The organism is Noviherbaspirillum album (assembly GCF_035916955.1).
GTDB lineage: Bacteria > Pseudomonadota > Gammaproteobacteria > Burkholderiales > Burkholderiaceae_D > Noviherbaspirillum > Noviherbaspirillum album.
The window spans coordinates 20548-42357 of sequence record NZ_JAWIIV010000014.1; the positions used below are offsets into that span (position 1 = coordinate 20548).

Genomic DNA, 21810 nt, shown 5'->3' on the forward strand with positions numbered 1-21810 from the left:
GCTTTGATGTTGCTGGTATTTGATTCAGAGATTCAGACGGCTTCGGTTTCGGCTTCCCGGGTGGGCTGGCGCTGCAGCTCGTTCCGTTCCTCGGCTTCCCAGACCTGCAGCAGCTGCGCACACACCGCGGCGGCGATCACTGCCGGCTGTTTTCCGGTAATGCCCGGTACGCCGATGGGGCACACCATGTCGGCCAGGCGTTGCGCCGGGATGCCGCGTTCCAGCAACCGGTGCTCGAACTGCATGCGCTTGGTTTTCGATCCGATAAGGCCGAACCAGCCGGCGTCGCTCCTGCGCAGGATGGCTTCCGACAGGCGCTGGTCGAGCGCATGGCTGTGCGTCAGCACCAGGAAGGAGGAACCGGCGGGCACCGCATCGACCACCGCTTCCGGAATGTCGGTGGCTTCCACCTTCACGTTGGCGGGAAGTTCGGCGGGGAACATGTCGTCGCGCTCGTCAACCCAGGTCACATGGCAGGGCAGTTCCGCCAGCGCGCGCACGATCGCCGCGCCGACATGGCCGGCGCCGAACAGCACGAGATGGGGACGGAAGGGCCGGCAGGGATCGGCCAGCCAGCGCTTTCCATTCCCGTCCTGCATCACATGGCAGCCGCGAGTCAGGTCGGTCAGCGGCGGATGCGGCATCCCATCGATGAGGGATTCGCCGCCCGCATCGAGCAATACCGGCGGCTGCGGCTCATCCAGCGACACCATGCGCCAGCTGTCCTGCCGGTCGCGCCAGCGGTCGGCGAGCAGCCTGCCGCAAGCGGGCGAAGAATCCATGACGCGTTCGAAGGCGAGATGCACCACGCCGCCGCAGCACTGTCCGAGGCTGGGGCCGAGCGGAAAGCGCTCGAGGCGCCGGTGTGCGGCAAGCTGATCCGACGCATCGCCGAGCATCTCGCGCGCCACTTCCCAGGCGCGCATCTCGAGATGACCGCCGCCGATGGTGTCGAACTGCGCATCGCGCGTGACCACCATCTTGGCGCCCGGTTCGCGCGGGCCGGAACCCTGCACGGCGGCCACCGTCACCAGTACCGCCGGTGTCGCCTCACGGGTCAGCTTGTCGAGTGCTGCGAGCCAGTTGATCATTGCCGTCCCCGAGTGCTCACGCCGCGCCAGCGCTGCCGCGCACCGCATCCACCGCATTGAGGATCGCCTCGCTGGTGGCGGGCGCGTGCAAGGGCGGATTGACCTTGTAGTTGCCGACGCTGGCTACCGCATCGCGGATCGCGAAGAAGACCGAGAACGGCAGCAGCAGCGGCGGTTCGCCGACCGCCTTGGAGCGGTGGATGCTGTCGGACACATTGCGGTTCTTGAACAGCTTTACATGGAATTCATCCGGGCAGTCCGAGATGCCCGGGATCTTGTAGGTCGACGGCGCATGCGTCATCAGCTTGCCGGCCTTGTTCCACCACAGTTCCTCGGTGGTGAGCCAGCCCATGCCCTGAATGAATGCGCCTTCCACCTGGCCGATATCGATGGCCGGATTGAGCGAATTGCCGGCGTCGTACAGCGCGTCGGCCCGCAGCAGTTTCCATTCGCCGGTCAGGGTATCGACCACCACTTCGGAAACGGCGGCGCCATAGGCGAAGTAGAAGAAGGGATTGCCGGTCATGCTGGCGGCGTCCCAGTGCAGGCCGGGCGTCGCGTAGAAGCCGTCCGACCACAGCTGGATGCGGGCGTTGTAGGCCTTGCGTACCAGCAGCGGGAATTGCTCCGGTATGCCGTCGATGTATACACGGTTGTTGGCGAACTCGATCTTCGACGGATCGACCTTGAAGGTCTGTGCGGCGAACGCGGTCAGGCGCTCGCGGATCTGGCGCGCCGCATCCTGCGCCGCCTTGCCGTTCAAATCGGCGCCGGTGGATGCGGCGGTCGCCGATGTGTTCGCCACCTTGCTGGTATCGGTTGCGGAAACGCGCACATGCGACAGGTCGAGGCCGAGTTCATGCGCCACCACCTGCGCCACCTTGGTATTGATGCCCTGGCCCATCTCGGTGCCGCCGTGGTTGACCAGCACGGAGCCATCGACGTACACGTGCACCAGCGCGCCGGCCTGGTTGAGATGGGTGAGATTGAAGGCAATGCCGAACTTCACCGGCGTGATCGCGAGCCCTTTCTTCAGCACCGGGCTGGCGGCGTTGTAGGCCTGCACCTCGGCGCGGCGCCTGCGGTATTCGCTGGTCTCTTCCAGTTCGGCCACGAGTTCGTGGATGACGTTGTCCACCACCTTCTGGCCGTACTGCGTGACGTTGCGGCCTTCCTCGTCGCTGCGGCCGTAGAAGTTGACCTTGCGCACGTCGAGCGCATCCTTGCCGAGATTGCGTGCGATTTCGTCGATGATGTATTCGATCGCGATCGCGCCCTGCGGACCGCCGAAGCCGCGGAACGCGGTGTTCGACTGGGTATGGGTCTTGCCGCACATGGCGACGATATCGACGTCCGACAAATAGTAGGCATTGTCGAAATGGCAGACAGCGCGTGTCGCGACGGGGCCGGACAGGTCGGCGGAATAGCCGGCGCGCGACACCATTTCGACTTTGGCGGCCATGATGCGGCCTTCATCGTCGTATCCGATTTCATATTCGTAGTAGAAGCAGTGGCGCTTGCCGGTGACCATCATGTCGTCGTCGCGATCGGCGCGCAGCTTGACCGGGCGCTTGAGCAGCGCGGCGCTGATCGAGGCCGCCGCCGCCCACAGCGCCGACTGCGATTCCTTGCCGCCGAAGCCGCCGCCCATGCGCCGGCATTCGACCACGATGTTATGCGAATGCAGTCCAAGCGCATGCGCAACCACGTGCTGCATCTCCGACGGATGCTGGGTCGAGCAATACAGATGGATGCCCCTGTCTTCCTTGGGAATCGCATAGGAGATCTGGCCTTCGAGGTAGAACTGTTCCTGGCCGCCGACATGCAGTTCCCCCTTGACCCGGTGCGGCGCCTGCTCGAATGCGCGCTTGAAGTCGCCGCGCGCCAGATGCATCGGGGGCAGCACGAAGGACTGCGCGTCGCGCGCTTCCCGCGGCGTCAGGATGGCGGGGAGCTCCTCGTACTCGACCTTGGCAAGGCGCGCCGCGCGTCGGGCATTGTCGTGGGTGTCGGCCACCACGATGAACAGCGGCTGGCCTACGTACTGCACCAGCCCGTCTGCGAAGATCGGATCATCATGGATGATGGGTCCGCAGTCATTGGTCCCGGGAATGTCGCGGGCCGTGTACACCGCGACGACCCCGCGCGACTTCCGCACCTCGGCGAGATCGATGCCGTGTACCTTCGCATGTGCCTTCTGCGACAGGCCCAGCGCGGCATGCAGGGTACCCTGCAGTTCGGGTATGTCATCGGTATAGGTTGCCTCACCCAGCACATGCAGCACCGCCGATTCATGCGGCCGCTGCTTGCCGACTTCCGCCCAGCTGGCGGGAGCGGCCTCGGCGCCGGCTTTGTCTTGCTTGAGGAAGGCTTCGGTCTGTGTATTCATCTTGATCTCTCTTTCGCCTATGGATTAGGCTCAGGCTTGCGCTCAGGCGCAGGCAAATGCATTGACGGCATCGGCGGCCAGCGGCGCGTCGGTCCGGGTCTCGAACCAGAAGCGGCGCAGCAGGTTCTGCGCGGTTTTCATCCGATAGTTGCTGCTCGCGCGCATGTCGCTCAATGGTGTGTAATCCTGCGCCAGCGCCGCCACGGCGTCATTCAGCGCCGCTTCGTTCCATTCGCGTCCGTTGAGCGCCGCCTCGGCCCTCGGCGCGCGGCGCGACGTGGCCGCCATGCCGCCGAAGGCGATGCGCGCTTCCTTGACCAGATTGCCGTCGAGCGTGATGCAGAAGGCCGCGCATACCGCGGAAATATCCTGGTCGAAGCGCTTGGCCAGCTTGTAGGTGCGGAAGCGGCGATCTGCTTGCGGAAGCGGCACGCGCACGGCTTCCACGACTTCCTCCGGAAGCAGGTCCTTTTTCTGGTAATCGAGATAGAAGGCTTCCAGCGGCATGCTGCGCTGGCCGTCCTTGCCGCGCAACACGATCTCCGCGCCGAGCGCGATCAGCCAGGGCGCGGAATCGCCGATGGGCGAGCCGTTGGCCACGTTGCCGCCGAGCGTGCCGGCATTGCGGATCGGCAGCGAAGCGAAACGCTGCCAAAGTTCGGACAACTCCTGCGGATAGTGTTTGGCCAGCGCCGCGTAGGCATCGTTGAGCGTGACCGCAGCGCCGATTTCGAGCCGGCCGTCTTTCTCGGCCAGGGACTGCAGTTCGGCAACCTGGTTGATGTAGATGATGTCGCCGAGATCGCGCATCTGCTTGGTTACCCACAGTCCGACATCCGTGGAGCCGGACAGGATGGTCGCCGTGGGTTTTTCGGCACGGATGGCGATCAACTGTTCGAGCGTGGCGGGCACGTGGAAGGACTGGCCGTCGAAGGTATAGGTCAGCATTTCATTGCGCTGTATGGCTTGCAGAGAGGAGGCGAGCGCTTCGCGGTCGAACTGCACCTTGGGCAGTTCGAGCATGCGCTGGGCGGCATCGATGATGGGACGGTAGCCGGTGCAGCGGCACAGGTTGCCCGACAGAGTGTCGTCGATCTCCTTGCGCTGCGGTGCGCAGGACTTGCCCTCCTGCTTCAGGTACAGGCCCCAGAGCGACATCACGAAACCTGGCGTGCAGAAGCCGCACTGGGAGCCGTGGCATTCCACCAGCGCCTGCTGTACGGGGTGCAGTTCGCCTTCGGCCTGCTTCAGGTCTTCCACGGTGAACAGCGCCTTGCCATCGAGCGTCGGAACGAACTGTATGCAGGAATTGACGGACTTGAGTTCGACGGTATTGCCCTTGAGCTCCCCGAGCACGACGGTGCATGCGCCGCAGTCACCCTCGGCGCAACCTTCCTTGGTGCCGGTGCAGTGATGGTGCTCCCGCACATGCTGCAGGATGGTCTGTGTCGGCGGAACATCCGAGATGGTCTGAACTTCACCGCGATAAAAGAAACGTATGGGTTGTGACATGCTCTCTCCGCCTTTGCGTATTGGATGCAGAATTTTGTAACGCTAGGTTAGCATCGGTCATCGGCAAGGCTATAAGGGGATGCTGATGTTGAGTATCCGAAACCTGCAATATGATCAACCACGCAACGTCCGTCTTTGCCAAATGTTTGTGTTATATACAAGGGCATTCGCAAATTTTGCCTGTTTGGCAGGTCGTTGTTTCGGCTTTTATCATGCAAGAACGCGGCCTGCCCATTAGTGTGCAGCGCGCATAGCGGGTATATCGGCACGCATATAGAGCGCCAGCCAGAACGCCAGGCGGGGGAGCGCAGGGAAAGAACGGGTGTGACGATAAAGTGTTGCCTGCGAAGCAAGCAGGGCGGAGGAAGGCGTGCGCCTGGCCAATCGAAGGGAAGGATTGGCCAGGCACCGCTGATGCCGATTGTCATCTACACGTGGCTGCTCGACATCCTTGTGCTTAGATACAGCGAATACAGGGCCGACAAACCGACCAAGGCATAGACGATGCGCGAAATGCCGCTTCCTTCGCCGAAAATCATCGCCACCAGGTTGATGTCGAACAGCCCAACCAACCCCCAGTTGATGCCGCCGATAATCAATAGCAACATCGGAATCCATTCCAGTGCTTTCATCCTCTTCGCACCCTGCACGTGCGCTGCGCCGTTCCTGCGATCGGGGATATGGCGTCTTTCGCCATGCGACAACGTAGCCATTTCGAACTCCTTGTAACAAAAACATTGAGAAACAACCAAGCATTGCAGACCCGGCTGCCATGCAGGCCGCCGGGTGTAAGGTCAGGCTGGATGCAAGCTCCATGCCGAAGAATTCGAAGTTGCGTGTAAATGAAAAAAGCCGGCTTTCATGGCCGGCTTTCATGGCGCCGCGGTGATGCGGATCTTATTCCGCGCCGAGATAGACGTAACGGAAGATGAAGATCGCCGCGATGATCCAGACGATCACGGGTACCTGCTTGCCGCGGCCGGTCAGCAGCTTGAGGCCGGCGTAGGATATGAAGCCGAAGGCAACGCCGTTGGCAATCGAATAGGTAAAGGGCATCAGCAGGGCGGTAATCACGGCGGGCACGCTTTCGGTAGTGTCGTCCCAGTCGATGTCGGCCAGTTCGCGCAGCATGAGGCAGGATACGTAGAACAGGGCGGGTGCCGTTGCATACGCGGGCACCGCGCCTGCCAGCGGCGCGATGAACAGGCAGGCCAGGAACAGGATGGCCACGGCCACCGCTGTCAAACCGGTGCGCCCGCCAGCCTGCACGCCGGCGGCGCTCTCGATATAGGCGGTTGTGCTCGAGGTGCCGAGGAAGGCGCCACCGACGATGGCGGTACTGTCGGCCATCAATGCCTTGTTGAGGCGGTCCATTTTTCCTTGCTTGAGCAGGCCCGCGCGGTTGGCCACGCCCATGAGCGTGCCGGTCGCATCGAACAGCTCGACCAGGAAGAACACCAGCACCACGTTGAGGATGCCGATGGACAGCGCCGCCGAAAAGTCGAGCTTGAACAGGGTGGGATCGATCGACGGCGGAGCCGAGACGATGCCCTTGAACGTGTTCCCGCCGAAGAAGAAGCTGAGCACGGTCACCACGATGATGCCGATCAGGATCGCGCCGCGAACCTTCATGCGATCTAGGGCGACAATCAGGAAGAAGCCGACGATGGCCATTACGGCCGCCGGCGCATGCAGGTTGCCCAGGGTGATGTAGGTGGCCGGATGCGGCGCGATGATGCCTGCGTTCTTGAGCGAGATGATGGCGAGGAACAGTCCGATGCCGGCGGTGATGGCGGTGCGGATCGAATGCGGAATGCCGTTGACGATCATTTCCCGTATGCGCAGGATGCTGATAATCAGGAACAGGATGCCGGAAATGCAGACGGCGCCCAGCGCCGCTTCCCAGGTATAGCCCATGCCATTGACCACGCTGTAGGCGAAATAGGCATTGAGCCCCATGCCCGGGGCCAGCGCGATCGGATAGTTCGCATACAGTCCCATGATCAGCGTGCCGAGCGCAGCCGCGACGCAGGTGGCGACGAACACAGCATCCTTGGGCATGCCGGCGTCGCCGAGGATGGAGGGGTTCACGAAAATAATGTAGGCCATCGTGAGGAAGGTGGTGAGGCCGGCCAGCAACTCCGTCTTTACATCCGTCCCCTGTTCCTTCAGCTTAAAGAACCGGTCCATCAAACTCATTTGTCTTCTCCTGTTGGTATTTCTGTCCGTATTGCTGTTGCATTATTGTCATTTCCCGGCGTTGCCCGCGTTGCCCGTGTTGCAATAGGGCAGTGTGCAATGCGCCGAGCGGCAGCGTCATTGCGCATTTCATGCACGCCGACCGTCTGGCTTGAGTCAGATCATATTGGAATGCGTATATTCGCAGGCCACGAAGCTTACATGGAGCTAATAAAGCCCATTAAAGAAACATTATCAGAGCGGACACATCACCAGAGCGCGAACAGTAATGTCCTACAGAAAGACGCGGACGGGATATCGCTTGGCCGATATCTTGCATATCGCCCCGCAAATATGGGCCTGCGGATCGAGGCGTTCGAAAACTTGAAGATTGGCATTCAAAAAGTGCATGCAAGCATGACTGCATGCATCGATTTATACTTCTGCCCCGCTGCGGTGCATATGGGCATATTGTGCATATGTGCATATGTACGCAGCAACAACCAAGGGCCTGGAGATCCGGGAGAGCGCAGACAGAGTTTGCCGGCGCTATATCGCTTTTTCTATAACAGCCATACCCTGACCGCTATATTGACCGAACTTTTTTTCCTGTAATTTTTGTGGACAATAAAAATATTGATAAGAGAGCTACTAACATGATGGTTTTTAGCAGCTCGCATAAAGAGTGAGACATGGACACGCGCCTAACCCTAAGCGGGATTACCAAGAGATACCCCTCCGTCGTGGCCAATGACGGCATCGATCTGAACGTGCTTCCTGGGGAGATTCATTCCATCCTCGGCGAGAACGGCGCGGGCAAGTCGACCCTGATGAAAATCATTTACGGCTCGGTCAAGCCCGATGCCGGCCGGGTTTTCTGGAACGGCAGGGAAGTCAACATCGCCAATCCCGCCGAAGCGCGCAAACTCGGCATCGCCATGGTGTTCCAGCACTTTTCGCTGTTCGATACCCTGACCGTGGCGGAAAACATTGCCCTTGGCCTGCCCAAGGATACCAAGCTGGACGAACTCAGCCGGCGCATCGAAACGACTGCGCGGCAGTACGGCCTCGATCTCGAACCGCAGCGCCACGTCCATACCCTGTCCGTCGGCGAGTGCCAGCGCGTCGAGATCGTGCGCGCGCTGCTGGCCAAGCCGCAGCTGCTCATCCTGGACGAGCCGACCTCGGTGCTCACGCCGCAGGCCGTAGAAAAGCTGTTCGAGACCCTGCGCAAACTGGCCTCCGAAGGCTGCAGCATTCTTTACATCAGCCACAAACTCGACGAGATCCGCGCGCTGTGCGACAAGTGCACCGTCATGCGCGGCGGAAAGGTGACCGGCATCTGCGACCCGCGGCAGGAAACCGCGTCGAGCCTGTCGCGCATGATGATCGGCGCCGATCCGCCGGCCATCAAGGCTGTCGACCGCCTGCCCGGCGAACGGATGCTGTCGCTGCGCAACCTGTCCCTCGAAAAAAGCCATCCCTTCGGCACTTCGCTGGAAGGAATCAGCCTGGATCTGCACGCCGGCGAGATCGTCGGCGTCGCCGGCGTATCCGGCAATGGCCAGCAGGAGCTGCTGGCGGCGCTGTCCGGCGAAGACCCGCGCGCCCAGGCCGGCATGATCGTGCTCAGGGACGAGCCGATCGGGCGCATGAACGCGGCGCGGCGCCGCCAGCGCGGCCTCGGCTTCGTGCCCGAGGAGCGACTCGGCCGCGGCGCGGTGCCCGATCTCTCGCTGGCGCAGAACATCCTGCTATCGCACCAGAATCCATCCACGGTCAGCCGAGGCCTGATCCGCTTCGGCGCGCTCCATGACCTCGCCGCGTCCATCATCGGCCGATTCAAGGTCAAGGCACCCGGCCCGCAGGCCACCGCCGGCAGCCTGTCGGGCGGCAACCTGCAGAAATACATCGTCGGCCGCGAAGTCATGCGCAATCCGAGGGTGCTGATCGTGGCCCAGCCCACCTGGGGCGTGGATGTGGGCGCGGCCGCGCAGATCCGGGCCGAACTGGTCGCGCTGCGCGATGCCGGCTGCGCGCTGCTGGTGGTCTCGGAAGAGCTGGATGAATTGTTTGAAATCTCCGACCGCCTGGTCGTGATCGCGAAAGGAAGAATGTCGCCCTCCATCAAGCGTACGCATGCAACGGTCGACCTGATCGGCCAATGGATGAGCGGCCTGTGGGAAACCCCGGCGCCGGCAAGGCAGGAGGTCGCCAATGCTTAAGCTGGAAAAACGGCCCAGCCCGTCGGCGCTGATGTCTTGGCTTTCACCGCTGTTCGCGGTGCTGCTCACCGTGCTGTGCGGCATCGTGCTTTTCCTCGCGCTCGGCAAGAATCCGGTGACCGGCCTCGGCGTCTTCTTCATCGAGCCCATCCGGAACCTGCAGGGATGGGCCGAGGTCGGCGTCAAGGTGACGCCGCTGCTTCTCGTGGCGGTCGGCCTGGCCATCTGCTTCCGCGCCAATGTCTTCAATATCGGCGCCGAGGGGCAGCTGGTGGTGGGCGCCATTGCCGGCGGTGCGGCCGCTCTGTTCTTCGACCAGGGCGAGGGCGGCGGGCCGCTGCTGATTGCCGTGATCATGCTGGCCGGCGCGGCCGGCGGAATGGCCTGGGCAGCGATCACGGCTTTCCTGCGCGACCGCTTCAATGCCAACGAAATCCTGGTATCGCTGATGCTGGTGTATGTCGCCCAGCTGCTGCTGAGCATGCTGGTGCACGGCGCCCTGCGCGACCCGGACGGATTCAACTTCCCGCAGTCGCGCATGCTGTCCGACGGCTACCTGCTGCCCAATATCGTCGACGGCACCCGGCTGCACCTGGGTATCGTGATGGCGCTGGCCGCCTCGCTGCTGGGATGGCTGTTCCTGGCGCGCAGCTTCGCCGGCTACCGGCTGCAGGTTGGCGGCATGGCGCCGGCGGCGGCGCGCTACGCGGGATTTTCCTCGCGCAAGGCGCTGTGGACCTCGATGCTGGCATGCGGCGGCCTCGCCGGCCTGGCAGGCACCGCCGAAGTGCTCGGGCCGATCGGGCAGCTCACGCCGACCGTCTCGCCGGGCTACGGATTCGCCGCCATCATCGTCGCCTATGTCGGCCGGCTGCATCCGATCGGCGTCGTGTTCTCCAGCTTCATCATGGCCCTGTTCTATATCGGCGGCGAATTGTCGCAGTCGCGGCTGGGCATGCCCAATGCGATCACCGGCGTGTTCCAGGGCATCCTGCTGTTCTCGCTGCTGGCCTGCGACGTGCTGATCCACTACAAACTGAGCTGGAGGAAATAATGGACGCCTATGCGCCACTGATCGCCGCGTCCATCAACGCTGGCACACCGCTGATGCTGGCCGCGCTCGGCCTGCTGATCAATGAAAAATCCGGCGTCGTCAACCTCGGCGCCGAAGGCATGATGCTGGTGGCCGCCGTGATTGGCTTCGCCACCGCGATCAATACGGAAAGCGTTGCCCTCGGCTTCGTTGCCGGCGCGGCAGCCGGCATGCTGCTGGCCGGCTTCTTCGCACTGATGACGGTATGGCTGGGCACCAACCAGTATGCGACCGGCCTGGCACTGTCGTTGTTCGGAGGCGGTGCGTCTGCGTATATCGGCATCAACTATGTCGGCAAGAGTTTGGACAACCCGAAGTTCGCGGTGCCTTTTCTGTCCGACATTCCCTTCGTCGGCACCGCGCTGTTCCGCCAGCATCCGATGGTTTACCTGTCGCTGCTGCTGTGCGCCGGCATCATCGTCTTCCTTTACCGCACCCGCGCCGGACTGGTGCTGCGCGCGGTCGGCGAGTCGCCGTCTTCTGCGCATGCGCTTGGCTACAGCGTGCGCCGCATCCGGCTTGCCGCATTGCTGTTCGGCGGCGCATGCTGCGGCCTGGCGGGCGCCTTCCTGTCTCTTGTGTACACGCCGCTTTGGGTGGAAGGCATGGTGGCGGGACGCGGCTGGATCGCACTGGCCCTGACCACCTTCGCCACCTGGCGTCCGGCCCGCGTGCTGGTCGGCGCCTACCTGTTCGGCGGGGTTACGATCATGACCTTCTATGCGCAGGGTTTGGGCGTGTCGATCGATTCGCAGCTGCTGTCGATGCTGCCCTATCTGGCGACCATCCTGGTGCTGGTGCTGATCTCGACCAACGCCAACTGGATCAAGCTGAACATGCCGGCGTCGCTGGGCAAGAACTTCAATCCGAACTAGCCATCGGAACGAAGGCGCTATTGAACAAGGAACGGAGCGCATGTGGCGGTACTGCCCGTTGCGCTCCGGAGCAACAGCCGGCGCAGGCGATATGAAAAACAGTATGTATACTATCTGCGTATACATATAATGCTCCCCGCTGACCTGTTCATAATTCGACAAGCATTTGTACTGCAGATGCATGTTTGACAAGCGGTGCACGACACCGGCAGCGAGTTGTTTTCGAAGTTGGCATTATCGATCCGAATGCATCGCGTTCGTATCCGGACCGGACTTTTGGCGCAGGGTTTTCCCGGCGTCCGGACAATCCCGCTGTCTTACCCACCGGCGTGGCTTGACGTCCATTGATCAGCAAGTGGGAGTCACATGTAGAGGAAAACCATGTCGAAAACCTTCATGCGGGGCGCACTGTCCGCCATCGCCGTCCTGCCGGCACTTGCGGCCGCACCGTCCTTCGCAGCCGACCCCGCGCCCCTGAACGCCGGCTTCGTCTATATCAGCCCGATCGGCGAAGCGGGCTGGACCACCCAGCACGATATCGCGCGCAAGGAAATGGAAAAAAGCCTGGGCGGCAAGGTGACCACCAAGTTCGTCGAGAATGTGCCCGAAAGCGCCGATGCCGAGCGCGTCATTCGCGACCTGGCGCAGCAGGGAAACAAGCTGATCTTCACCACCTCGTTCGGTTACATGAATCCGACGCTCAAGGTTGCGAGGCAATTCCCGGATGTCAAATTCGTGCACGTGACCGGTTACAAGACCGCGCCCAATGTCGCCACCACGAATGCACGTTTCTATGAAGGCCGTTACCTCGCCGGCGTCCTGGCCGGCAAGATGACCAAGACGAATGTCGCCGGCTATGTCGGCGCGTTCCCGATTCCGGAAGTCCTGCAGGGAATCAACGCTTTTACCCGCGGCATGCGCAGCGTCAATCCGAAGGCTGAAGTCAAGGTGGTCTGGGTCAACAGCTGGTTCGATCCGGGCAAGGAGCGCGATGCCGCCATGACCCTGCTGGGACAGAACGCCGACGTGGTAACCCACCATACCGACTCCACCGCCATCGTCCAGGCTGCGGAAGAGAAGGGCAAGTACGCGGTGGCTTACCATTCCGACATGAAGAAATTCGGTTCCAAGGCGCAGATCGGCGCGGTGACCCATCACTGGGGTGCTTATTACACCAAGGCCGCTCAGCAGGTTATCGACGGCAAGTGGAAAACCAGCAGCACCTGGGGCGGCATCAAGGACGGCATGGTCAAGCTGGAAGCGATCGGCAGCGCCGTACCCGAGGATGTGAAGCAGCTCGTGGCCGCCAAGGAAAAGGAAATTGTCTCGGGCAAGCTGACGCCGTTCGACGGTCCGGTCAAGGATAACGAAGGCAAGGTTCGCCTTGAAAAGGGTTCGCTGAACGACGACGCACTTAACAAGATGGATTACTACGTGGAAGGCGTGGCCGGCAAGCTCCCGGGCAAGTGATCGTGTAGCGGGAGCCGGCGGTGTTGGTCCTGGCTCTTCCCGGCTACGGCGTTTGACTTCGACAGAAACGGCCTGCATCGCGCAGGCCGTTTTGCTTTCACTCCGCCTTCATTGCACCTTGTTCCGCTTCATTCCCCCAGGATCACAGGAAGAGTGCGCTACCGCGCCTCAAGCCATCAGCGTCCAGTCGGTCAATCCCTCGATTTCCACCATGCGCTTCCAGCTTTCACGCTGCCGCACCAGCAGGGCCAGCCGGTCGAGCGCCGGCCAGCTGGTGGCCGGGCGCGGCATGTTGCGCGACCAGCGCATGTACATGGTCAGCAGCAGGTCGGCGGCGGAAAAATGCTCGCCGAGCAGATAGGGACCGTTCGCCGCCAGTTCGCCGTCGAGCCGGCTCCACACGGATTCGATCTTGTCCTGCAATGCCTTGCGCACATGCGGCGGATGCTCGTCCGCACCGAGGTCGCCCGGGTAAAACCAGTAGCGGAAGGTTGCGCCTAGGTTATTGGACAGATACACCATCCATTGCTGCCACGCCGGGCGAAGCGGGCTTCCCGCCCTTGGACCGAGCTCCGACTCGGGATGGCGCTCGGCCAGCGCGAGCATCAGCGCCGCGGATTCGACATATGCGGCGCCGTCGATGATGAGCGTCGGCACGGTGCCTTGCGGATTGATTCGGAGGTAAGCCTTGCTGCGCTGTTCTCCGCGTTCGAAATCGAGCATTTCCAGCGAATAGGGTGCGCCGGCTTCGATCAGTGCGGCGTGGACCGCCATGCTGGCGGAACCAGGCGAGTAATACAGGGTGTACATGGAATCTCCCGGCCGGCATCGAAACCGGCCCGATGGTTGTCCGCGAGCGCTGGCGGATTCAAAACATAAGCATACACAATGCGGCAGCACTCTTGATTAAAGGGCTTGCAGGGCCATTTATTTGATAAATGGCAAGAGGCGGACGAGTCATGTTGCCATGTCATTAACCCGAAAGAATTGCATCGCTAGAATCACAAAAAATCTCTGCGGGCCGTATAAATAAAGGCTAAAATGCGACGTACTGTATGAAACAACAGTATGCAGTTTAGAATTTCCGAGGATTAATAATCCTGGTGTCGATTGCTTGATTGCATATGTTTAAGAAGCGCAACTTTCATGTTTTCAGCGTGGGAATCCGTCAGGTTCCTGCCAGTGCTTAAACAAGGAGATCAGTCATGTTCAAAACGGGTACTTGGGTTGGCGCAGGTCGTTGGCCAAATCAGCACGCCCATCCTGACCAGTGGCATAAACCCCTGCGCGGCCAGGTGATCGACTTTTGCGATGTGCGGGCCTGGGCTAATTCCCTGCAGTTTCCGGAAGATGTACCGCATGCGGGCGATGTCATGACGGTAGCGTTGCGCATGAAGAACGAGGGCAAGCTGAACGGACTGACGCCGGTATGCTGGGATTTCGTTACCCATCGCCGCGTGCTGTGGGAAAAGACCGCGGCGCTGCGCAGCTATGAAGACGACGTGCTGCTGTGGAAGGCCGCCAGGGCCATGCGCACCGATGAGATCCAGCACCCACGCCGCCGCAAGCCGCGCGATATCCGCGAATTTCTGCCCCAGCAGCAACAGCACCTCGCATTGGTCTGAGATCCTGCTTGACGCGCTGTTGCTCCCTTTGAAGGCGGCTTCGCACCGGCTTTTCTACTTTCGGGCTTGCACTTTCGCCATTGTTTCGGTGGCAACCGTGTACACGCCGCGTGCCGGCAGAGTGCGGCGCGGTCGATGACGAGGCGATGACGCGCCGATAGTCGATAGGTGATAAACGCGCGCAGGTCCGAATGAGTGCTCCCCACTAGTCCATGGAAAATGCGCTGATGGATATTGAATTTGGGCATCTTGGCAATCTCGATACCCGTGGCACGGGCTGGTTTCTCGGTCATAGCGACTGGACCCGTGAAAGTTCAGGCCAGGGCAGCCCGCTTCGCTACATGCCCATGGAACTGCGCTCCCACACGCTCACGATGAAATGGATGGCCCATGTCGCGGGAGATCCGCGCGGCAATGGCAAGCCGGTCAGTGAAGGACGGACGCTTTCCATCCTGGTCGGTACCCCGGGCCGGTTCCGTCTTCAATTCTCCCGCCATGCGCACTTTCCCGAGCAAGATACCGTGGAGCACGTGCTGGAGAGTGTCGGGCATTTCTCCATCTGGGGCGCGGGCATTCATCATCGCTACGAGGTGGATGCGGATTGCACCATCCTGACGCTGCGCTGGATTCCCGAACCGATAACTACGATAGGATGAGCGGCACCACTGGCACTACTGTTTCGTCACGATTTCGTCGCGGCCTGCACCCGTCGGCCCGCCGTCCGCAGTTCCGCCCGCCGAGCCGCCGGAACTCATCGCCGAGCGGCTCATTGCGGTCAGCATCCTGCCGTTGTCGGTGCGCTGGCCGTCGCGGAATTCTCCTTCCCAAGCCGTGCCGTTGCTCCAGCTGAAGCGGCCGTGCCCGTTACTGCGGCCTTGCGCCACCGCGCCGACATAGACATCGCCGTTCCTGAAACGGGTGACGCCCTGGCCGTGGGGCATGCCGTTGCGGATGTCGCCTTCGTAGCGCGTGCCGTCGGGGAAAACCATGGTTCCCTTGCCACTCGGGACACCACTTCTCACATCGCCTTCATAGCGGGTCTTGTCGGCGAACACCAGTGTCCCCTTGCCATTGGGAAGTCCGTTTTTCACTTCGCCGTCATAGCGATTGCCGTTGGAAAACACGATGGTTCCCTTGCCGTTGGGCTCGTTGCCCGCCCAGTCGCCGCTGTAGCGCTGGCCGTTGCGCCAGACGAACTGGCCCTTTCCTTCCTTGGAGCCGCGCACCAGGGTGCCGTCGAAGCGGTCGCCGTTGGACCATTCGATGCGGCCGGTGCCGGAAACGACGCCGGTGGACGGGTCGGCGGTGAAGCTGCCGGTCATGGTTTGGCCGTCCAGGCGGATCACTCTTGCAGTGCCGGCGTTGCCCGAGTTTCCAGCAGCGGCAGTGGCCGGTGCCGGTGCCGCAGTATCGTCATCGCCGCCGGCGGACACGCGTGAATCCGGGCGATCGGTTCGGCTGGCGGAGATGCCGGACGTGCCGGGTGCGCTGGATGCGGAGACGGTCGGCGCTGGCGTGATCGTCGTTGCCGAATTGTTCGCGGCCGCGACGGGCAGGGCAGGGCGCTCCGGCGCTGCGGCGACAGCAGCCGTGCGCCGCAGCGATGCCAGCTTGTCCCGCGCGGCGTCCGCGTAGCGGCCATTGGGATAACGGCTCAGATACGTTTCGTAAGAGACGGGTTGGTCCACGTAATTGGCAATGCGCCACTGTTCCTGGTCCTGAGCAGCCAGGCGGGCAGCATCCTTCGCGTCGGCCGGCGGCACAGCCTTTGCAGGATTGCCTGCGCTTGCGGCTTGCGGCGCAGGCGGTGGAGCTTTGGCGACTGACGGGGGCACCTGTGCCGCCGCTGCAGCCGGAGTTGCCGGAGTTGCCGGAGATGAAGCGGATGCGTTCACCCGCTCGGTGGCGGAGGCAGTCGCCGGCGTCGGCGTCTGTGCGCCTGAGCCGGTAGCTGCGCTGGCAGCAGCGGGGGGAGCCGCAGCAGCTGGCACTGCAGGCTCCTTGCTCGTTGACGCTGGTGCCGCAGTGACCGGCATCGGTATCGCTGCCAGCGCCGCCAGCGCTTCCTTGTCCGGTGCCGATCCGTTCACCTGGCGCTTGCCTTCCGTGGCTTCCGCCTGCGGTGCTTCGCCGTCGGCGACGAAATGAAGGTAGCCGGCACCCACACCGACGCCCACGCCGGCCAGCAGCATCAGGCCGGATGCCCATAGTGCGGAACGCCCGGGCTTGCGCGAACGCCCGACGCGATATTCGTCGGCAGGCATGGGCTTGCGCCAGTTATCCGGTAGCGCGGGCAGGGCATGTGCCTGCAACTGCATTTCCGACAGCGGAGCCGGTGCGGGTTGCATTGCAGCGGGATTGATCTGGGTAGGCTGGACCTCGGCGGCAGCGCTTGCGCCTATGTCGGTGCCTGTGCGTACCTGTGCGGCGCCAGCCAGTGTCTCGCGATGCGACTGCACGGCGGCGCGGGCATTGTCGGCACGCAGGATCGAGGGCGCCGCCGGCATGACGATCTGGGGATCGGCATTCAGTGCAGCCCGCATTTCCGCCACCGTCTGAAACCGGTGTTCCGGATGTATTGCAAGCGCGCGGCCGATGGCCGCCAGCAGTCCGCGTGAATGGCTGCTGCGCGCCGAGTGCAGCGCCGGCAGCATGCCTTCATTGGCCAGCCTTTGCATCGCATACGGAGGTGGATGCCCGGTCACGAGAAAATAGGCGGTGGCGCCGATGCCGTAGATGTCGGTCCAGGCGCCGATATCGCGGTTCCTGGCGTTGAAGTGCTGCTCCATCGCCGCGTATCCGGTAGCGAGAATGCCCGTCGGGGTATGGATGATTTCGCCGATGGTGGCCTGCGCCGCATCGAATTCCAGCAGCAGCGGCGTGCCGTCGCGGCGGATCAGGATATTGCCGGGCTGGATGTTGCCATGGCAGGATTGCGCGCGCTGGACCGCTTCCGCGGCGTCCAGCAGGCGGGCGACCAGCATGCGGATCCAGGTTTCGTCGGGCGTGAAGTCCTGTTCGGTGACGGCGCTGTCGAGCGTGCTTCCTTCATGGAAGGGCATGAACGCGTAGGCGGTGCCGTTCAATTCGCTATAGCGGTCGAAGCTCAGCAGCGAAGGCGAGGACAATCGCGAAAGCACCAGCGCCTCGTTGATGAAGCTGCGCAGGCCCGCGGCATATACGGCGGCTTCCTGTTCGCCGGACGGACGTATGACGCCGTCCCTCGCGCGGGAAGCCAGTCCGTGCGGCATGTATTCGCGCAGCGCAATGCGCCTGCCGGTGGCTGCCTCCTGGGCCAGGTAGACCGCTGCGGCGGGGCTGCTGCCTATCAGGCTCACGATTTCGGCATTGTCGATCCGCGTGCCGGCGCTGGGGGCATGGGTTCCGGACGAGCCGGCCTGGCGTGCTCGATGGGATTGATGAGATTCCTCGTGCATATCAACCGTTCTGGAAAAGTGACACTTGCTGGTTTTCTGGATTTGCCTCGCACACCCTGAGCGTTGCGGCATTACGGTATTACGACATTACGGAGAACCCGTGAGGGCGGCATGCTGTGCATGTGCGTCGACGCGGCATCCGGATTTCAGGGCTTCAGTTTGGCAATTAACATTGCGCTTTAGGATAGACGGGACATCCTTCGGCATCTGGATATTGCGCAAACAAACTTCCCTAATCCAAATTTCTTACAAATGATCACGGTCGAAACAAAGTTTCATCGAGAAAAGATTGAAGCAGATCAATAACATGCCAAAAGGCAATGTGTCCGACAGTCTATGCGCCATTGCCGGCGTGTTCAGTGGCTCCGGCAACTCCGATGGTTCCGGCATGTTCGTACAAGCGAAAAGGAGAGATTAAGGCGCTGGGCTGGCAACGTCGATATGCCAATTAGGGCGCCAGAATGGGATCAAAGGAAGTACTTGCCCGATAAGAGCGGGTCAGGCCGCCTTGCGTTCTGCCAGGCCCTGTTCAACATGGCGCAATGTCTCTTCCACCATGCCGCGGAACCGCTGCAAATATTCAGGAGGCGCCATTCGCGAGTTCAGCATGGCTTCCAGTTCGGCGGCGTGCCTGGTAAGCGAAGTTGCGCCCACGTTGGCAACCATGCCGCGCACGGTATGCACCGCCGAACGGGTCGCATCTACGTCGGAAGCGGCCACCGCCGCGTTGAACTTGGCCAGCGTTCCCGCCAGGCTGGGAATCAGCATTTCCAGTACCCGGTGATAGAGGTCGACATCGCCCGACAGCCGCTCTATCGTGTCCACGGTATCAAAACCGGGAATTTCCACCGGCAGCGCTTGCCCCCCTGGCGGGGCCGCCGCGCGCGCCAGGGCGGTATGGTCACCCGGGCGAGGAGCATGAGGCATGGCATCGCCTCGCGCCTGCTCAAGCCAGCGCGCCAGCGTCGAATAGAATGCCTCGGGATCGATGGGCTTGGTAATGTGATCCTGCATGCCGCTCGCGATGCAGGCTTCGCGGTCGGCGGCGGATGCGTGCGCGGTCATGGCAATGATGGGCAAGTCGATGAAGCGCTCGTCCATCCGGATTCGCCGCGTCGCCGCATGGCCCCCCATCTCCGGCATCTGGATATCCATCAGCACCAGGTCGTAGCCGCCGGGGCCGGCGCCGAATACCTGCTCCAGCGCGATCCAGCCATTGCCGGCGATATCGACCTGGAGTCCGGCGGCGGTCAGCATCTCGCGCGCGATCTCCTGGTTGACGTCATTGTCCTCCACCAGCAACACGCGCCTGCCATCGAAGCGTGGAAGGGGGCGTCCGTGCAGCCCCGGAGCACGGACCGGCGCATCGCTTGCAAGCACCTTGACGAATGTGTCGTGCAGCAGCGACTGGTCGATCGGCTTGAACAGAACGGCGGCCAGCGGCGCATGCTCGGCCTGGCGCATGACGTCATCGCGGCCGAACGCGGTAATCAGGATCACCTTGGGAGGCCGGCTCAATCCGCCGTCGGCGATTTCCTGCGCCAGCTGCAGTCCATTCATGCCCGGCATGCCAAGATCGGCCAGCACCAGGTCGTAAGGTTCGCCACCGTCGGCTCGCCGCAGGGCGGCCAGCGCATCGAGCGCGTTTTCCTCACTGTCCGCACGCAGGCCGAAGCCCTCGACCAGGTCGCAAATGATTTCCCGTGCCGCCGGATTGTCGTCGACCACCAGCACACGGCTGGCCTTCAAGCGTTCAGGCAGGCTTGGCAATGCGGCCTTCGTCAGCGCGCCGAAGCCGAGCCTGACCGTGAAGGTGAACACGGAACCCACTCCCGGCTCGCTGTGCAGGCTGATGCCGCCGCCCATCATTTCCACCAGGCGCCGGCTGATCGCCAGGCCAAGGCCGGTGCCGCCGTACTTGCGGGTAGTCGAGGTGTCGGCCTGGCTGAAGGCCTGGAACAGCCGCGCCTGCTGCTCGGGCGCCATGCCGATGCCGCTGTCCTGGACTTCGAAGCGCAGGTCCACGCCCGCTTCGTCGATGGCATGGACCCGGCAGCGCAGCCGCACCTCGCCCGCATGCGTAAACTTGATCGCATTGCTCATCAGGTTCACAAGCACCTGTCCCAGCCGCAGCGCATCGCCGTTCAGGTGCACCGGCACGTCTTCGCCGATGTCGAACACATAGCCGAGCTTCTTGTCGCTGGCGCGCTGGCTGGTGACCGTGCTTACATGGCCGAGCAGGTCATGCAAAGAAAAATCGTTGTTGTCGATCGCAAGCTTTCCGGCTTCGATCTTTGAAAAATCGAGAATGTCATCGATGATGCCCAACAGCGATACCGCTGCGCGGTGAATCTTTTCCACATAGTCGCGCTGCTTGCCGTTGAGGTCGGTGCGCAGGGCCAGATAGGCCATGCCGATCACGGCGTTCATCGGCGTGCGGATTTCATGGCTCATGTTCGCGAGGAAGGCCGATTTCATGCGCGAGGCATCTTCCGCGCCCTGCTTGGCGATTTCCAGGGCCCGTTCATGTTCGCGCAATTCCTGGTTGATGCGCGACAGTTCGGCGGTGCGCTCCAGCACCCGCTGTTCCAGGATGCGTTCCGAACGCTTCAGCGCATCCACCAGCTGCTGCTGCGCAAGTTCCTTTTCCCGCCGCATCTGGTTGAAGCGGTCGGCCAGCGCGAGCGAAAGCAGCAGCATTTCAATGGCCGAGCCGATCTGCATGCCGTAGACCGTCATGAAATTCGGTATGTCCGGAACGCCATAGCTGCGCAATGCGGTCAGGATTGCCGTGAACACGAGGCAGCTGAATGCCAGCAGGAAGAAACGCGCGCTGCGCTGGCCGCGCAGCTTGCATACCACGCCGACGATCAGCGCCAGCAGCATGTTCGCCGCATCCAGGCCGATGGCAATGGCGATGATCCGGTGATAGGGGAAGACGAAAAATGCGATTATCTGCAGGATATTGAGCGCCAGGAAGACGCGCATGACCCGGTCCAGCCAGGGCACGGTGTCATAGGTGGCCAGCAGCCGCCGCTGGAACAGGAGCAGCGTGATTCCGGTGAGGGCGAAGCCGATCATCGAGGAAATCATCGACCATTCCGGCATGTTCGGCCACAGGAACTGGAACCCCAGGCCGCTGAAGGCAATGATCGACAGGGCGTTCGCGCAAACGAAGAGTACGTAGTAGAGATAGGTGCGATCGCGCAGCGAGGCGAACAGCAGCAAGTTGTACAGGCCGAGCGCCAGCTGCATGCCGAAGTACAGCGACTGGCCGATGTATTCGTGCATGCTCTGGCGGTTGAAGGTTTGGGGCTCCCACAGCTTGGTCGGGATGTCGAGCGAGGTGCCGGAGGCTACCCGCAGAAAATAAACCCCGCTGGACTCGGCCGCCACATGGACCGGGAAGACGAAATGGCGGTGGTTGATCGGCCGCTCGGCGAACGGGCGCGAATGCCCGGTGACGATGCGGTCATAGCCCCCGGCGCGCGGCGTATAGAACTCCACCGAATGCAGGTGGGTGAAGGAAACTTCCAGCAGGCGCTCCACCTGCTGTGGCGATGCATTGCGCAGCTGGATCCGCAGCCAGATGGCCGAGGAACGCGGACCGAAATTCAGCGAATCCGAGCGCATGTTTGATGGCTTGAAGCGCGCTGCCATGTCCGCGGCGGTCACTTCGGCAATGCCCAGTCGTTGTTCGCGGTCTTCCAGCACATCCCAATAGGGCGTCAATACCAGCGGCGCGGCGAGGCCCTTGTCGTCGATGCGCAGGTCGCCGGCCTGCACCTGAGCACACAGAAACGCGCACAGAGCGAGTAAGGCGCGCAGGAACCCAGGCGGTCCAGAGACGTTAAAAAGAAGAAACATTGCTATCCCAGCCGCTTGAATGCCAACAAGAAGATGTGGTTCATTGGC

The 21810-nt window shown here is 62.2% G+C and carries 15 protein-coding genes; 7 read left to right on the plus strand and 8 right to left on the minus strand.

Annotated features, from left to right (window positions below; all coding sequences use genetic code 11):
- Positions 1 to 32: 32 nt before the first annotated feature.
- From xdhC to RY831_RS16990, 5 genes are all read right to left on the minus strand, one after another.
- Complete coding sequence (gene xdhC, locus RY831_RS16970; RefSeq protein WP_326507566.1) at positions 33 to 1091, minus strand: xanthine dehydrogenase accessory protein XdhC; 1059 nt, start codon at positions 1089 to 1091, stop codon at positions 33 to 35.
- Between the two features lie 16 nt (positions 1092 to 1107).
- Positions 1108 to 3480 (minus strand): xanthine dehydrogenase molybdopterin binding subunit, encoded by a 2373-nt coding sequence (xdhB, locus tag RY831_RS16975; RefSeq protein ID WP_326507567.1) that lies wholly within the window; start codon positions 3478 to 3480, stop codon positions 1108 to 1110.
- 42 nt (positions 3481 to 3522) lie between these two features.
- The gene (xdhA, locus tag RY831_RS16980; RefSeq protein WP_326507568.1) at positions 3523 to 4992 is read right to left on the minus strand and encodes a xanthine dehydrogenase small subunit; all 1470 of its coding nucleotides are present in this window, start codon (positions 4990 to 4992) and stop codon (positions 3523 to 3525) included.
- Positions 4993 to 5420: 428 nt separating this feature from the next.
- Entirely contained in the window at positions 5421 to 5705 is a 285-nt protein-coding gene (locus tag RY831_RS16985) for a DUF378 domain-containing protein (RefSeq protein ID WP_326507569.1), read from the minus strand.
- 184 nt (positions 5706 to 5889) lie between these two features.
- Entirely contained in the window at positions 5890 to 7191 is a 1302-nt protein-coding gene (locus RY831_RS16990) for an NCS2 family permease (protein WP_326507570.1), read from the minus strand.
- On the opposite strand from RY831_RS16990, the gene RY831_RS16995 reads away from it, so the two are divergent.
- The 5 genes from RY831_RS16995 to RY831_RS17015 all read left to right on the plus strand — a co-directional run bounded on the left by RY831_RS16995 (position 7192) and on the right by RY831_RS17015 (position 12833).
- A complete protein-coding gene (locus tag RY831_RS16995) occupies positions 7192 to 7785 on the plus strand; it encodes a hypothetical protein (protein WP_326507571.1) in 594 nt (197 codons plus the stop codon).
- Between the two features lie 77 nt (positions 7786 to 7862).
- The gene (locus RY831_RS17000) at positions 7863 to 9395 is read left to right on the plus strand and encodes an ABC transporter ATP-binding protein (RefSeq protein ID WP_326507572.1); all 1533 of its coding nucleotides are present in this window, start codon (positions 7863 to 7865) and stop codon (positions 9393 to 9395) included.
- Positions 9388 to 10449: an ABC transporter permease gene (locus RY831_RS17005; protein ID WP_326507573.1), complete on the plus strand. Its 1062-nt coding sequence runs from the start codon at positions 9388 to 9390 to the stop codon at positions 10447 to 10449. The genes RY831_RS17000 and RY831_RS17005 overlap by 8 nt, the downstream gene beginning before the upstream one ends.
- Positions 10449 to 11363: an ABC transporter permease gene (locus RY831_RS17010; RefSeq protein ID WP_326507574.1), complete on the plus strand. Its 915-nt coding sequence runs from the start codon at positions 10449 to 10451 to the stop codon at positions 11361 to 11363. The genes RY831_RS17005 and RY831_RS17010 overlap by 1 nt, the downstream gene beginning before the upstream one ends.
- Before the next feature lie 381 nt (positions 11364 to 11744).
- Positions 11745 to 12833, plus strand: a complete 1089-nt coding sequence (locus RY831_RS17015) for a BMP family ABC transporter substrate-binding protein (protein ID WP_326507575.1) — start codon at positions 11745 to 11747, stop codon at positions 12831 to 12833.
- Positions 12834 to 13001: 168 nt separating this feature from the next.
- Here the strand turns inward: RY831_RS17015 and RY831_RS17020 are convergent, their stop codons facing one another.
- Positions 13002 to 13643 (minus strand): glutathione S-transferase family protein, encoded by a 642-nt coding sequence (locus tag RY831_RS17020; RefSeq protein WP_326507576.1) that lies wholly within the window; start codon positions 13641 to 13643, stop codon positions 13002 to 13004.
- Positions 13644 to 14038: 395 nt separating this feature from the next.
- Between RY831_RS17020 and RY831_RS17025 the strand changes: the two genes are divergently transcribed.
- Both RY831_RS17025 and RY831_RS17030 read left to right on the plus strand, forming a co-directional pair.
- Complete coding sequence (locus RY831_RS17025; RefSeq protein ID WP_326507577.1) at positions 14039 to 14458, plus strand: hypothetical protein; 420 nt, start codon at positions 14039 to 14041, stop codon at positions 14456 to 14458.
- A gap of 227 nt (positions 14459 to 14685) precedes the next feature.
- Positions 14686 to 15114, plus strand: coding sequence for a hypothetical protein (locus tag RY831_RS17030; protein ID WP_326507578.1), 429 nt, complete (start codon positions 14686 to 14688; stop codon positions 15112 to 15114).
- A 15-nt stretch (positions 15115 to 15129) separates the two neighbouring features.
- Here RY831_RS17030 and RY831_RS17035 read toward each other — a convergent pair whose 3' ends face one another.
- Complete coding sequence (locus RY831_RS17035; protein WP_326507579.1) at positions 15130 to 17895, minus strand: protein kinase domain-containing protein; 2766 nt, start codon at positions 17893 to 17895, stop codon at positions 15130 to 15132.
- Between the two features lie 498 nt (positions 17896 to 18393).
- A complete protein-coding gene (locus tag RY831_RS17040) occupies positions 18394 to 21762 on the minus strand; it encodes a 7TM diverse intracellular signaling domain-containing protein (protein ID WP_326507580.1) in 3369 nt (1122 codons plus the stop codon).
- Positions 21763 to 21810 lie beyond the last annotated feature (48 nt).

Excerpts from the sequence above, each read along its gene's own strand:
- RY831_RS17020 (WP_326507576.1), bottom strand. The coding sequence starts at position 13,643 with ATGTACACCCTGTATTACTCGCCTGGTTCCGCCAGCATGGCGGTCCAC.
- xdhC (WP_326507566.1), bottom strand. The coding sequence starts at position 1,091 with ATGATCAACTGGCTCGCAGCACTCGACAAGCTGACCCGTGAGGCGACA.
- xdhB (WP_326507567.1), bottom strand. The coding sequence starts at position 3,480 with ATGAATACACAGACCGAAGCCTTCCTCAAGCAAGACAAAGCCGGCGCC.
- RY831_RS17000 (WP_326507572.1), top strand. The coding sequence starts at position 7,863 with ATGGACACGCGCCTAACCCTAAGCGGGATTACCAAGAGATACCCCTCC.
- RY831_RS17040 (WP_326507580.1), bottom strand. The coding sequence starts at position 21,762 with ATGTTTCTTCTTTTTAACGTCTCTGGACCGCCTGGGTTCCTGCGCGCC.
- RY831_RS17015 (WP_326507575.1), top strand. The coding sequence starts at position 11,745 with ATGTCGAAAACCTTCATGCGGGGCGCACTGTCCGCCATCGCCGTCCTG.
- xdhA (WP_326507568.1), bottom strand. The coding sequence starts at position 4,992 with ATGTCACAACCCATACGTTTCTTTTATCGCGGTGAAGTTCAGACCATC.
- RY831_RS17005 (WP_326507573.1), top strand. The coding sequence starts at position 9,388 with ATGCTTAAGCTGGAAAAACGGCCCAGCCCGTCGGCGCTGATGTCTTGG.
- RY831_RS16990 (WP_326507570.1), bottom strand. The coding sequence starts at position 7,191 with ATGAGTTTGATGGACCGGTTCTTTAAGCTGAAGGAACAGGGGACGGAT.
- RY831_RS17025 (WP_326507577.1), top strand. The coding sequence starts at position 14,039 with ATGTTCAAAACGGGTACTTGGGTTGGCGCAGGTCGTTGGCCAAATCAG.
- RY831_RS17035 (WP_326507579.1), bottom strand. The coding sequence starts at position 17,895 with ATGCACGAGGAATCTCATCAATCCCATCGAGCACGCCAGGCCGGCTCG.
- RY831_RS16985 (WP_326507569.1), bottom strand. The coding sequence starts at position 5,705 with ATGGCTACGTTGTCGCATGGCGAAAGACGCCATATCCCCGATCGCAGG.
- RY831_RS17030 (WP_326507578.1), top strand. The coding sequence starts at position 14,686 with ATGGATATTGAATTTGGGCATCTTGGCAATCTCGATACCCGTGGCACG.
- RY831_RS17010 (WP_326507574.1), top strand. The coding sequence starts at position 10,449 with ATGGACGCCTATGCGCCACTGATCGCCGCGTCCATCAACGCTGGCACA.